Origin of the sequence: Breznakibacter xylanolyticus, assembly GCF_003254275.1 — a bacterium.
Lineage (GTDB): Bacteria > Bacteroidota > Bacteroidia > Bacteroidales > Marinilabiliaceae > Breznakibacter > Breznakibacter xylanolyticus.
Genome location: NZ_QKZK01000009.1, coordinates 81,242 through 96,180, shown reverse-complemented (window position 1 = coordinate 96,180; position 14,939 = coordinate 81,242). Strand labels below are relative to the sequence as shown.

General features: G+C 51.1%; 9 protein-coding genes and 1 tRNA gene. 9 read left to right on the top strand and 1 reads right to left on the bottom strand.

All coding sequences use genetic code 11. From position 1 onward, the window contains the following. Positions 1-113: 113 nt before the first annotated feature. From LX69_RS07225 to LX69_RS07195, 7 genes are all read left to right on the top strand, one after another. On the top strand, positions 114-1,100 hold the full coding sequence (locus LX69_RS07225; RefSeq protein WP_221621299.1) for a metallophosphoesterase: 987 nt from the start codon (positions 114-116) through the stop codon (positions 1,098-1,100). Positions 1,101-1,282: 182 nt separating this feature from the next. Further along, positions 1,283-2,779, top strand: a complete 1,497-nt coding sequence (locus tag LX69_RS07220) for a DUF5689 domain-containing protein (protein WP_146260665.1) — start codon at positions 1,283-1,285, stop codon at positions 2,777-2,779. Next, positions 2,779-2,934 (top strand): T9SS type A sorting domain-containing protein, encoded by a 156-nt coding sequence (locus LX69_RS07215; RefSeq protein WP_170124280.1) that lies wholly within the window; start codon positions 2,779-2,781, stop codon positions 2,932-2,934. The genes LX69_RS07220 and LX69_RS07215 overlap by 1 nt, the downstream gene beginning before the upstream one ends. A 612-nt stretch (positions 2,935-3,546) precedes the next feature. Next, on the top strand, positions 3,547-4,560 hold the full coding sequence (locus tag LX69_RS07210; protein ID WP_111445144.1) for an endonuclease: 1,014 nt from the start codon (positions 3,547-3,549) through the stop codon (positions 4,558-4,560). Positions 4,561-4,728: 168 nt separating this feature from the next. Further along, positions 4,729-6,450 (top strand): bifunctional metallophosphatase/5'-nucleotidase, encoded by a 1,722-nt coding sequence (locus LX69_RS07205; protein WP_111445143.1) that lies wholly within the window; start codon positions 4,729-4,731, stop codon positions 6,448-6,450. Positions 6,451-6,559: 109 nt separating this feature from the next. Then, the gene (locus LX69_RS07200; protein ID WP_221621298.1) at positions 6,560-9,262 is read left to right on the top strand and encodes a TonB-dependent receptor; all 2,703 of its coding nucleotides are present in this window, start codon (positions 6,560-6,562) and stop codon (positions 9,260-9,262) included. Between the two features lie 83 nt (positions 9,263-9,345). Further along, positions 9,346-11,250 carry a choice-of-anchor J domain-containing protein gene (locus LX69_RS07195; protein ID WP_111445142.1) on the top strand — a complete coding sequence of 635 codons (1,905 nt, stop codon included), beginning with the start codon at positions 9,346-9,348 and terminating at the stop codon, positions 11,248-11,250. 115 nt (positions 11,251-11,365) lie between these two features. Here LX69_RS07195 and LX69_RS07190 read toward each other — a convergent pair. After that, positions 11,366-11,441: transfer RNA gene (locus tag LX69_RS07190), tRNA-His, on the bottom strand. A gap of 219 nt (positions 11,442-11,660) precedes the next feature. On the opposite strand from LX69_RS07190, the gene LX69_RS07185 reads away from it, so the two are divergent. Further along, positions 11,661-12,395, top strand: coding sequence for a DNA alkylation repair protein (locus tag LX69_RS07185; RefSeq protein ID WP_111445141.1), 735 nt, complete (start codon positions 11,661-11,663; stop codon positions 12,393-12,395). A 12-nt stretch (positions 12,396-12,407) separates the two neighbouring features. Then, complete coding sequence (locus LX69_RS07180) at positions 12,408-14,870, top strand: helix-turn-helix domain-containing protein (protein ID WP_111445140.1); 2,463 nt, start codon at positions 12,408-12,410, stop codon at positions 14,868-14,870. The last annotated feature ends 69 nt before the right edge of the window (positions 14,871-14,939 follow it).

Here is a 14,939-nt window from a genome sequence, read left to right as displayed (position 1 = left end):
GTCTCTATTACCCGATAAACATCCAAACCTTCAAGGTCTTGTAGACCTTGAAGGTTTAAGAAAGAAACACAGCACACCCAATAACCACTTCACTCATCATCACAACACCATATATGTTTACACCCACCCCATCCTTCTTGTTGCACCTGACCCAACGACTGTTATTGGCAGCACTGCTCACCATGGGATTGCCGGCCATGGGACAACCCGTTGTAATTACCCCGGTAGATGCCCAAGCCCTTTCCTCGCTCAAGGGGTACACCAACTTTATCATTGCCAATGACCTGGGTCGCAATGGCTACTACGACCAGAAACCCATCGCCGAGACCATGGGCGAAGTGGTGGCCTTGACCGGTGCTGACTTTGTAGCCGCCCCGGGCGACGTGCATCACTTCATGGGAGTGCAGTCGGTGAACGATCCCCTATGGATGACCAACTATGAACAGGTGTACAGCCATCCCGAGCTGATGCTCCCCTGGCATCCTACGCTGGGCAACCATGAGTACGAAGGCAATACACAAGCCGTGCTCGACTACAGCAAGGTGAGCCGCCGCTGGCAGATGCCGGCAACCTACTATGCCAAAACGCTTATCATCAACGACACCACTCAGGCATTGCTACTGTTCATCAACACCGTGCCCCTCATCGACAAATACCGCCAATCACCCGAATATCCCGATGCGGCCAAAGAGAACATGCAAAAACAACTGGATTGGATCGATACCCAACTGCACAACTCGCATGCCCAATGGAAAATTGTACTGGGCCACCACCCCGTGTACGCATCCACCAACAAAGACCAAAACGAACAAACCGACCTGCAGGCACGACTCCAACCCATCCTTGAGAAACATCACGCCGACTTTTACATCTGCGGCCACATTCACAACTTCCAGCACATCCGCCGCCCCGACTCGGGCATCGACTATGTGGTGAACACCTCGGCTTCGCTCTCGCGCAAAGTCATCCCCTCCGACCAGATACTCTCCGGCAGTTCCGAATCGGGATTCCTGGTTTGCTCCATCCAAACGGCTCGCACCACCATCACACTCATTGACAAAGCGGGAAGAATCGTTTATCAATACCATCGACAGAAATAACGCCCCGCAATGTCATCCCCCCAAGGCAGACAATGCCTTGGGGGTTCCCCAAAAGACTGGCTTAACACTCCCGTGATAAAAGCGAAACCTAACCTTCACGCACACTTCATGTCGAACAATTGACATTTCAGTTCATTTGTATCAATCAACACCACACAATCACCATTAAAACTGAAATGAAAATGAGAAACTTTACTACGACAACCAAGGGATGGCTGCTGGCCTTAGCCCTGATGGCATCCACCGCCGCCACTCAGGCACAAACCACGGTGTTTGAGGAGAATTTTAATGAAGTAACCCAAGGAAACAGCACAAGCACAAGTGGCTCCAATACCGCATGGACAGGTAATGACAACTTTACATCTGTGACGAATGCATACGAAGCTGACAAAGCCATCAAATTAGGCGCTAGCTCAAAAACAGGTTCAATCACAACTAAAGAACTTGACTTAAGCACAAACAATGGAGCCTTCAAGGTTGAATTTGATGTAAAAGGATGGACAAAAGTAGAAGGAGATATTAAAGTTAGTATCGTCGGCACTACCACTGCAGAAAGTTTGACTTATTCATCAACGATGTCTTCAGTATCATTTGAATCCAAAGAAGTCATCTTCAATACGGGAGGAACAAGTGCTTGTCAAATCATGATCGAAACAACAGCTAAAAGGGCATTTATTGACAACATCAAGATTTCCACATTAGCAACAACTACCAATCCTAATCTGTCAGTATCTAATCTATTGTCATTCGGAACACTTTTGGCAGGAGAAAGCAAAACTACCAACCTCAACCTCAAAGCCGCCAACCTCACCGGCGATCTGACTGCCAACCTGACCTCATCGACCTTTAGCATCCCCAACACCACCATCGCCCAAAGTACGGCACAATCGAACGAAGGCTTTGACCTACCTGTCACTTTCGCCCCTGCAGCCAAGGGCGCCCACACGGCCACACTGACTCTGTCGGGCGGCGGCCTGACACAAGACGTGACCGTAACGCTCACCGGCAACGCCTATGAGGTGAAAAACATGGCCAGCGTATCAGCCTTGCGCAACGAATGGACCGGCACCGAAGACCAATACACCCGCTACCTCCTCGAGGGGCAGGCACTTGTGACCTACGCATCGGGAAAAAACATGTACGTGCAGGACAACCATGCAGGCATCCTCATCTACGACAAAAACAGCGACATTGCACCCGCCGGCGCCGCCTTGGGCGATCTGGTATCGGGCATGACAGGAACACTGAAACTGTATGGCGGATTGCTGGAACTGGAGATAAACCAACCCGGCCTCACCATTCATTCCAATGCGAACGCGGTATCACCATTGGAAATCACAGCCGACGAGTTTGTCAACAACTTCGCCTCTTATGAGTCGCGTTTGGTACACATTCAAAACGTCAACTTCACCACAGCCGACGGCACGACCACCTTTACTGCCAAGGCACAGAATTTAGATGTGACCTACGGCGACCGGTCGTTTGTGGTACGCACCATGGCCGGTGCCGGGTTCGAGAGCCACACCATCCCGGAAAAAGCTCATGTGACGGGTCTGGCCATTCAATACAACGCCACTTTGCAACTATCGCCGCGCACACCGGGCGACCTCAACACCACCTTAATGGGTGTGACACACAAAACAATACCGCCAACATCGAGGTGGTCAATGGTGCCATAGTGGCCGAGGGCATTACAGGAACCTTGTCAATTTATAACATGCAGGGTCATCTGGTGCGCACAGTGCCAGCCGATGGCCAGCGAGTGACCATCGAGTTGCCTCATGGGATTTACATCGTTAAAACCCATCTGAACACTTTGCGTTTCGTGCTCTAGTAATTATAGTTTTTCATGCTGCGAATCCCATGTCGGTCAGGCTTGCCTGCCGCATGGGATTTATTTTTTTCACACCACACGGTTTTGCAGATCAGACATCATGCCTCCCAAGGACAGCAAATGTAAACAGACCGTTAAGCACCCACCCATTCGAACGAACAAGACCAATGTTTTAACAAATACATAGGCATGATCTCGCCCGGGAACGCAACACATGACACCTCACATCCAACCACATACACAACCGCAACCCCCTTTAGGTCTGTTTTGCTATGTTGACAATTCCTTAATGTGGGCTTACCACCGGCATAACGGCGACACACTAAGTTTGTTATCGCCATCACCCAGGGCATGTACGCCCTGGCATTCGGCATCCCTACCGAACCAGCTTTATCGCCACATCCAGGCAGTGTAATCATGAGCCTGTAATCACAAACCAGAAACAATCCGGCCTGCGACATGAGACAAATCATGCAAAACGCCACGCATTTACCTGACCATAACATTTGTAAAGACATGCAGCACTAAAAAAGCTTCATAGTGCTGCCAAATAAAAAAACAAAACCACCCCATGTCCCCCATTGGGGAATTAGGGGGCTTAATCACAAACGTATGAAACATCTGTACCTGCTTCTTTGGAGCCTTCCCTTGCTGACCTGGGCACAAATACCACAAAACTACTACCTGAATGCCGATGGCAAAACAGGTGACGAACTCAAGGCTGCCCTTTACAACATTATTAAAGGACACACGACCTATCCCTATACGTCATCGAGTACCGATACCTGGGACATCCTGAAGGAGAGTGATCGTGATCCGGACAATGCCGAAAACGTCATATTGCTCTATTCAGCCTTGAGCGTGAATGCCGCACAGGAATACAACAGCGCCAAAGGCTGGACGCGCGAACATGTGTGGGCCAAATCACGCGGCGATTTTGGCACATCACAAGGTGCCGGCACCGACTGCCATCATCTGCGTCCCGAAAACGACAACATCAACAGCACACGCTCTAATCTCTATTTCGACGAGGGTGGATCGGTGGTGAAATACAACAATGTGGCCACCGGGTGCTACAAAAATTCCGCACGTTACACTTTCGAACCCCGCGATGCCGTGAAGGGTGATGTGGCACGCATGATCCTATACATGGCCGTGCGGTATGAAGGCAAAAATGGCGAACCGGATCTGGAACTCACCGAAAGCATCTTTGGCGATGGGGATAAACAACCCTTCATGGGTGTGAAGTCCACCTTGCTCAAATGCCATGCCCAGGATGCGGTGGACGATTTTGAACGCAACCGTAACGAGGTGGTGTACAAATACCAGAAAAACCGAAACCCCTTCATCGATCATCCCGAGTTTGCCACCGCCATTGGGGGCATTCCGGCAGGCCTCACCAACAAGCAGGCTGCTTCATACGGCGTGTCACTCACAGCAGGTATGCTCAACATCACGACCAACACACCAATTTTCCGTGTTGAGATACGCACCATCACCGGCCAACTGCTTTGGAACGCCACTTACCATGGCGAAACGGAACTATCCATCGATGCCATAAATATCCCCAATGGCATTGCCCTGGTGGTCATCAACGGCGAAAAGGCAGTGAAAATCATCAAATAACAGCACGTCACACGAAGCATAACCAGCAAAGAGGACAAAACTCAGGCTAACACATCTGATATACCGGAATGATCGACGCTATGCCTTTGTGTCTCTTTGATTCATTAATCACTTGACACTAATTACCTATACACGATTCGTTCACACTCCCATTCATCCGTAACTCCCATGAAACACATCATCCTGTTTTATCTCCTGCTCACTACCTGTGCTCCCCTTGTAGCCCGCAAACCTAAGGTAGCCCCCCATCCCGTTACCATTCAGATTGCCGTTACCAGCGATGTGCACGGCACCATCCTCCCCTGGGACTTTATCAACAACCGCCCCGACGAAGGGTCATTGAGCCGGGTGAGCACCTATGCCCGCCACATGCGCGCCAATGCCGACACCGCCTTTATCCTGCTCGACAATGGCGATATTTTGCAGGGTCAGCCCGTGATGGACTACTACAACCAGGTAAAAACCGACACCCTGCACATCTGCGCCCAGGTGATGAACCAACTTCAATACGACGCCGCCACAGTGGGCAATCACGATATTGAATGCGGCCATGCGGTTTACGACCGCCTGCGCACCGAATTTCAATTCCCATGGCTGGCCGGCAATGTGATAGACACAGTTACCAACTCCCCTTTCTTCCAACCTTACACCCTCATTGAACGCCAGGGCAAGCGCATTGCCATCATCGGCATCACCACCCCCGGTGTGCCGGAGTGGCTCCCTTACTCACTATGGTCGGGACTGCGTTTCGAAGACATGATTGAAACGGCGACCCGACTCGTGCAAGAAGTAAAGGACAAACATCGCCCCGATGCCATTGTGGGACTCTTTCACTCAGGTATAGATGCCACCTATGGCGGACAAAAAGAAACGGACCGTTTCAACCATAATGCCTCTCTGCTCATTGCCCGCAAGGTCGAAGGGTTTGATGTGGTGATATGCGGACACGACCACAAGCCGGTCAATTATTCCATTACCAACGACTTTAAACAGCAGGTGACCATTGTCAACCCGGGAAGCCACTCCCGTTATTTGGGTGTGGTCAACCTGACGATATCCACCACCGGCAATCAAGCCACAAGTAAACTGGTGAGCCTGAAAAACCTGCCCGACGACCCGACATTCAATCAGGCCTTCGCCCCTCACATCCATGAAGTAAAGACCTACCTAAGCCGACGTATCGGACATTTGGCCACTCCACTCAACATCAATGATGCCCTGTTTGGCGATTGCGACTTTCTCGACCTCATCCATCGGGTACAACTGCACCATTCGGGCGCCGACATCTCCATGGCCGAACCCATGGCCTTGAACGTGAAAGCCGATACCGGTGTCATCTGCCTCAACGACCTGTTCAAGATTTATAAATACAGCAACACGCTCTACACCTTGTCGCTCACGGGTAACGAAGTGGATCGTTTTCTGGAATATGCCGCCACCAACTGGTTCAACCAGATGAAGAGTCCAGGCGATGCTCTGCTCAACATCACGGCCGAAAACCGATTGTCGGCCAATGCCTACAACCTGTCTTCGGCCGAGGGAATCTGTTACACGGTGGATGTGACCCGACCGGCCGGCGATCGGGTCACCATCACGCAGATGACCGACGGACGCCCTTTTGACCCCCTTACAACCTACAAGGTGGCCATGAGTTCATACCGGGCCAATGGCGGGGGCGGGCATCTCACACAGGGCGTTGGGCTCAGCAGTGATGAACTGGCCAAACGGGTGGTGAGCACATCAAAAGAGGACTACCGCGATTTGCTCATGCATTACATAGAACAACAAGACACCCTGGGGACGATGACCAACCACAATTGGCACATCGAACCGGCCACGTGGGTAGATGCGGCACGGAAAAAGGATGCCACACGGTTAAAATTGAAATGACCCCGTGGTGCGGGCACCGTAGAGGCAGGGCATGCCCTGCCTCTACGAAACCCACAAACCCAACACATCCAAAAATAAAATAACAACAACAAATAAAAACCAATAATCAATGATGAAACAATTTGTATTGCTAACCCTGCTGGCCATATCCTTACCAGGGCTGGCACAACGCAACCTCAAGGGCAAGATTGTGGATGCCGACACCAATGAGCCCCTCATTGGTGCAGCCGTGATGATTGACGGAACCACCAATGGCGTCATTACCGGGTTTGACGGTTCGTTCAACCTCGACACCGATGCCAAAACCACGACCCTACTGCTCAAATACATTGGCTACAAAGACAAGACCCACAAAGTCAGCGAGAACGATGCCGACAATCTGGGCACCATCCGCATCGCGCCCGACGCCATCGGACTGGGCGAAGTATCGGTAACAGCCTCGGTGGGAGTCACCCGCAAAACCCCCATTGCCATGAGCACCCTTACACCCAAGTTGATTGAAGAGAAGCTGGGTACCCAGGAATTCCCCGAGATCTTTAAGTCCACTCCCGGCGTGTGGGCGACGAAAGGCCCCGGGGGGTATGGCGATTCCAAAATCAATATGCGCGGGTTCCAGTCGGCCAACGTGGCCGTGCTCATCAATGGTGTCCCGATGAATGACATGGAGTGGGGCGGATTGTACTGGAGCAACTGGGCCGGCCTGTCGGACGTGATTCGCACCACCCAAACCCAGCGTGGTGTTGGCGCATCTAAAGTCTCAGCCCCGTCAGTGGGTGGCTCCATCAACATCGTGACCACTACCACCGAAGCCAAAAAAGGCGGTGCCATTTCCTATGGCGTGGGTAGCGATGGTTACAACAAGATGCTTTTCAATGTCTCCACCGGACTCAACGAGAATGGTTGGGCATTAACCCTGCTGGGCGCTAAAACATGGGGCGAAGGCTACGTGCAAGGCACCGAATTCCTGAGCTACAACTACTTCGCGAGTATCGCCAAGATCATCAACGATCGTCACCAAATCTCACTCACCGCCTTTGGCTCGCCTCAGGAACATTACCAACGCAGCAGCTACGACGGGCTCACCATCGAAGGGTGGCAACAGGTGAAGAACTACATGAAGGGCGACAATCCTTATAAATACAACCCCACCTATGGCTTCGGACTCCATGGCGAGCGCAAAACCTCGTCGTACAACCAGTACCATAAGCCCCAAATCTCCATTAATCACCAGTGGCAAATCAACGACAAAAGCAGTCTGAGCACGGCTCTTTACACCTCTATTGGACGCGGTAGCGGCTACAGCGGACAAGGAGCCACCAGCACCTACTCGGGATACTGGTACGGCAGCTCCAATGGCGTCTTAAACACCACCTTCCGCAATTCCGATGGCACCTTTGCCTACGACCAGATTTATCACCTGAACGCCGCCAGCCAAACCGGTTCCCTGATGGCCATGTCCAAATCGATTAACGCACACAACTGGTATGGTTTGCTCTCGACCTATAACACAACCGTGGCCGATTATTTCGACATCACTGCAGGAATCGACATGCGCTACAATAAAGGACAACACACCAATGAGCTCATTGACTTGTATGGAGCCGACTACTATATTGACCGTTATCGTGCCAGCGTTTCATCGGCCAATCATGCACAGGCCGGCACCGATGAATTTAATTATAAAAAACTGCAAGTGGGCGATGTGGTGTACCGCGACTATGACGGCTATGTAATGCAGGAAGGCGGGTTTGGGCAAGTGGAATACAATCGGGGCAAGATAAGTGCCTTTGCTGCCGGATCACTCTCAAACACCAGCTACTGGCGTTACGACCGCTTTTATTACGACAAGGACAACGCAAAGTCAGAGACCTTGAGCTTCATTGGCTACACCGCCAAAGGGGGTGCCAATTACAACCTGACCGACCATCACAACGTGTTTGCCAACGTGGGTTATATCAGCCGTGCGCCTTTTTTCTCGGGTGGTGCCTTTTTATCGTCAACGGTGAGCAATGCTACCAACCCGGATGCCGTCAATGAAAAAATCTTTTCGGTAGAAGCCGGATATGGCTTCCGTACCTCATGGATGGATATAAAGCTGAACGCTTACCGCACCGAATGGCGCGACAAAAGCATGACCAAGTCATTCGACATCAGCGAAAACGGCATCGTAATTGATCGTGCTTCAGTGAACATGACCGGGGTAAACGCCCTGCATCAGGGCATTGAGGTGGAATTGGCTTCACAACCACTCAAATGGCTTGAGCTAACCGCCATGTTCTCATATGGCGACTGGACCTGGAACAACAATGCCACCGGGTACTTTTATAACAATGGCGGGCAACCGCTGGCCGACACCAAGGGAACCATAGCCTCGGGCATACAGGCCGCCGACCATGCCTCCATCAAGCTTAACATGAAGGGCGTGGAAGTGGGCGGTTCGGCGCAAACCACCGCTGCCGCCGGTGCCAAAATCAAATTCACCAAGGATCTACGCATGGGCATCGACTATAACTTTGCCGCCCGCAACTATGCCGACTGGAGTGTGAGCAGCAGCGACCTGGTTGGCAACGCCGAAAAAACCTATGTCACACCATGGAAAATCCCTTCTTTCAGCACCGTGGATATGAATGCCAGTTACTCGTTTGATCTGGGTAGTACCCGCGCCACTTTCTCAGGCAACGTGGAAAATTTGCTCAATCAGGAATACATTGCCGAAGCTTACGATGGCGGCACGCACAACTGGGATTCGGCCTATCGCGTGTTTTATGGCTTTGGACGCACCTACTCGGTTCGCTTAAAAGTATCGTTCTGATTTTTAACCCCTCTTTATATCAACCCTTGGGGCGTAACAACCCCGGGGGTTCACCAATGAATCAATAATTAATACAGATGAGTATGATTAAGAAATATATCCTTCCGTCGATGATGGCACTGGCTGTATTGGCCACCTCATGCGACTATAACGAAGAAAACTTCGAGGGCTTTAATAATCTGGCGCAACCCTCAGATATCAAAACCATTGATTACACCCTGGCTGACGCCGACTATGCCGTTGTTGCAGCTGCTTCGACCAACAAAGCGCTGGCCGAAGCAGCTGGTGTAACCACTGAATTGAGCAATCTAAAAACCACCAAGTTATTTTCAGCAACCCTGCCGGCTTCAACTTACCTGCCTGTCATTCTGAAGAACACCTATCGCACGGCCGATGACGGATCGACCGTGAAGGTGACCTATAACTATAATCAAGGCCGTGCAGCCGATGTGGCCAACTATGAAAAAACAGTGCGCACTCTCACCGCTGATGACTATAAAAACGTCAATGCCACCGTGGGACTGGCCAAATCGTTCTTCCCGGCAGAAGCACCGGGCACACACCTGCCTGTCATCCTAAAAAATGTGTACCCCAATGCCGCTAAAAACGACATCTGCCTGGTGTACTACAATAACACAATCAATGCCCCCGAATCGGGCTATGCCACGATGTGGGAAGAAACCTTTGACAATGAAGAAAACATCACCTTCAATACGTTCTCACTAGAAGGAGACAAAGCATGGGGCGCCAGCTATTACAACCCCGACAATTTCATGAAGATGTCGGGTTACCAGCAGGTGAACAACGACTGGCTCATTTCACCCGCCATCGACCTGTCGGCCATGACAAGCCCGGCCTTAAAAGTGCGCCAAACAGCCAAGTACGTGAACGGTCAGTGGGATCAAATTACCATCAATATCAGCACCGACTTTGACGGCAACAACCCCGCTTCAGCCACTTGGACAACCCTCACCCCCACCACCAAGCCCACCGGCAGGGACTATGTATTTGTGGAAACTGAAAATCTGGACTTATCGGCCTGGCAGGGACAAAAAATTTATATTGGCTTTCACTACCAGTCGAATTTGGCCAACGCAGCCACTTGGGAAATTGATCACGTGAAGGTGCTCTCACTTGGCGTCACGGCGACCGGTGTGTCGGAGCAGGGCGCCTACTACCAGTATTCGGGCTCCAAATGGGCGCCCATGACCAACGCCTATGCCTTGAGTGTGGATGACTATCTGGCTATGGGCATCACCAACAAAAACTTTAGCAGTTCTATGGCTCCGGCCAACTATTTACCACAGTTCCTTTCCTCAAAATATCCCTATGCACAGGAAGGCAACAAGATGATGATTGGATACAAATACTATTCATCAAGCACCAAGACAGTCACCTATCTGGCCGATGCCTATACCTTTACCTCGGGTAAATGGAGCAAGAATAATGAAACAATTACCGTCACCGATCAGTTTGTTCGTGCCAATGGCGTATGGGTGTACAATCCCAGCGTGGTACTCAGCCTTGTGCCGGTGAAAAACGATCCCATTTCAACAGCTTATTACCAGGCTGCGACTGACTGGGTGTGGGAAAACATCGACCAGGCACAGCTGGGCATCAGCGCTAAAGGACAAGGATATGTGAGCAGTTATGGCAATAACGAACTTTACGCCGGCACATCGGCCTACTACAACAACATCGACATGCGCCCCTCGGCTGCACGAACTCAATATGCAGCCGGCTATGAAGGAAAGAGCGATGCCGAAGTCACCACCATGATGACCGAGCGCCTGCGAACAGTTATGGCGCATGCATTGACCAAGATGAACCCCGATGCCGAGCCGATAGAAGGGGTTGAGGTAACCTACACCCTCAAAGTGGCCATCTATACCGGCAATTCTGTAACGGCGCCCACCCATACAATGGTATATAAAGTAATTGGCAAAGGTCAGTTTGAGTGGGTGAGTGGCCCCACTGCCATTCAGTAATCAACATTGCAAAACACAACACCCCCATCAGGCACAGTACCCGACGGGGGTGTTTTCATTTTCCAACAAGCCCCAAAACAAAAAAAGCCCCGCATTTCTGCGGGGCTTTGTGCTTGGGTGAAAGACCGGGTTCGAACCGGCGACCCCTAGAACCACAATCTAGTGCTCTAACCAGCTGAGCTACATTCACCATTTCTCTAAAGCGTTGCAAAGATAGAAATAATTCATTTCATCCAACAAATCCGAATGCATTTTTTTTGCACGAATGTGCATTTTTTCAACCCCAACATTCCCCCTACAAACAAATAGCTCTGATTATAAAGCACAAAACATGCCCACACAAATTTGCTTTTTTAGTGGATAAATACGCCGAAGGATGGTAATTTTGCCATCCTCACCAGAGAACACACATGATGTCACTACTCAATACACCCAAACAGACGACCACCTCGCGCTTTTTCGCACCCAACCCGGAGGTGGATCAACACATCGAACAACTCCTAAAAGTCATTGACCTGCGTAAAAACGGCGAAACTGTCGACCAGCAAAAGCAGCGCGGCATCAGTTACCGCCTCAGCTATGGCGCCGCCCTGGCTCACATCAAGGAACTGGCTCGCGACATAGCCCCCTGCAACGAACTGGCTGTGCGGCTATGGTACCGTCAAATCAGGGAAACCATGATACTCGCAACACTGGTGGCCGATCCGCTCAGCCTTGCCCCCAACGAAGCCCTGCAATGGTGCGACCTCATCGCCAACCCCGAACTAGCCGAACAAATGGCCATTAACTTGCTTGGAAAGATGCCCAAGCTCCCGGAAATCGCACCACAGCTACTCGCGTCATCCGACGGTAACATACGTGCCACGGCCCTCTTGGCATTGGGATGGAGCTTGCGCAACAACATCTTGACATCAACCAACATTTTAAATATATTACCCAACCTCATCCCAACTTCAAAGGAGACCTCTGCCATTGAAAAACGAGGCATCTCACACCTGATAAGACAATTGGCACGCTCGGGCAACGATGGCATACAACAGGCCACTCGGTGGTTACAACAAGCCACAGATGCCAATATAGACGGATGGGCAAACACCATCGAGGAGGTACGCACCGAACTGGCGTGGCTCAACGAAAGCAAATAACACACGAGCATCATGACAGAAAACTCGCAAATAGAACTGGCCTACAACTTTGTACAATACACCAACCGCAACGTCTTCCTCACCGGGAAAGCCGGTACGGGCAAGACCACCTTTTTGCGACGTCTGCGCCATGACGCACTCAAACGAATGGTGGTGGTGGCTCCCACGGGCGTAGCCGCCATCAACGCGGGGGGCGTTACCATTCACTCCATGTTTCAGCTCCCCTTTGGCCCCATCGTACCAGGCATGGCTCTGAACGAGAGCTACAACCGTCGATTCTCAAAAGAAAAAATCAACATCATTCGAAGCATGGAGTTGCTGGTGATAGATGAAATCAGCATGGTGCGCGCCGACTTGCTCGACGGCATCGACACCGTGCTGCGCACCTACCGCAACCGAACCCTCCCCTTTGGCGGCGTGCAACTGCTCATGATTGGCGATCTGCAACAGCTGGCGCCCGTGGCCAAGGAGGACGAATGGGCGCTTCTGAAAACACATTACTCCACTCCATTTTTCTTTGCCAGCAAAGCCCTGCAACAAACGGCCAGCGTCAACATCGAACTCAAGCACATCTACCGCCAAAGCGACCCCGAATTCATCGACCTGCTGAACCGCGTGCGCAACCGACAAATGGATGCCGCCACCGTTGCGCGCCTCAACCAACGCTACATTCCCGGCTTTGCCGATCAGATACACGAAGGATACATCATCCTCACCACCCACAATCACTCGGCCAAAGCCATCAACGAACGGCAATTGCAAAACCTCTCCACCCGCCCTCACCTGTTCCGGGCAGAAGTGAAGGGTGACTTCCCCGAATACAACTACCCTACCGATGGTGAGTTGCGCCTCAAGCTTGGGGCTCAGGTCATGTTTGTAAAAAACGACCCCTCACCCGAAAAACGATATTACAACGGCAAAATCGGTATCCTGGAGAAAATCATCGACGACACGCTATTTGTGCGCTGTGACAACGAAGAACCCATTGCCGTGACACAACAAAAGTGGAGCAACATCAAGTACAGCATCGATGCCGAAAGTCAGGAAATTACCGAAACCGAAACCGGCACTTTCACCCAGTACCCCCTTAAAACGGCCTGGGCCATCACCATCCACAAAAGTCAGGGTCTCACGTTCGAAAAAGCCATCATCGACGCCGGCGCCTCCTTTGCCCACGGCCAGGTTTACGTGGCTCTGAGTCGATGCAAAACGCTCGAAGGAATGGTGCTCAGCAGCCCCATTTCACCGGCAAGTCTGCATGCCGACACTAGCGTGCAATCCTTCACACAACAGGTTGAACAAAACCAGCCCGACCAACAACAGTTGGTCGAAGCTCGCATCAACTACCAACACCAGTTACTGTTCGAACTCTTTAACCTCGCCACCCTGACAAACCGCCTCACCTATTTGCACCGTCAAACAGGTGAACATGCCAATGCCCTGCACGGCAGCCTCACTACTTCAATCGGCACCATGCTCAGCGAATTCCGCAACGACATTCTGCCTGTGGCCGACAAGTTTACCAACCAAATCAGACAATACACCAACATTGTTCCTGACATCACCCAAAACGAACCCTTACAGGAACGCATTCGCAAAGCCACCTCCTGGTTTGCCGATAAAATGACCACATCGCTCGAAAAACCATTAAAAAGCACCTCGGTCATCAGCGACAACAAAACCATCAAAAAGCAAGTTGGCGAAGCTTTTACCCGCTTTGCAGAAGAACTGAATATAAAGATGGCCTGTTTTAAAGCCAGCACCCATGGTTTCGACATCAAGACCTACCTCGACGCCAAAGGCAGGGCTGCCATCGCCCCAACGGAAATCACGGCCTCTACCGCCCGGAAAAGCAACGACAGCGACGAAGCCGCCTCACTCACCATTGAACATCCCAAGCTCTATGCCCGCCTCAAAACCTGGCGCAATCATAAGGCCGAAGAACTCAATGCACCCGTTTATGTGGTTTTGCCTACGGCCACCATGGCCGAGATATGCAACAAACTGCCCCTTTACATGCCCGAACTTAAAAACATCAAAGGCCTAGGTAAAAAGAAAATTGCCGACTACGGCCCGGCCATCATGGAAATGGTGATGGCCTACCGAAAAGAAAACAACATTGAAACGGCCGAAATCATCCCCATGGGCATCGACGAAGAAAAAAAAGAACCCAAAATCCCCACCCATGAGCTTAGCTACCAAATGTTACGACAGGGAATGTCCATCAACGACATTGCCCAAAACAGAGGCATGGTGCCCGCCACCATCGAAGGTCATCTGAGTCGCTATGTCGAAAACGGGCAACTGGAACTCACCGAAATCATGGAACCCTCAAAAATTGACACCATCAGCGAATATCTTCAAAACAACCGCATGACAAGTCTCTCCGACACAAAAAACGCACTGGGCGAAACGGTTTCATACGGAGAAATCAAACTGGTACAGAGTTACCTAAAGTTACAATCCGAAGCATAAAAAAGAGGGCAACCCATCACAGGCGCCCTCTTTTCCCTACAATTAACCCTTTCCTATAAAAAACCCAAT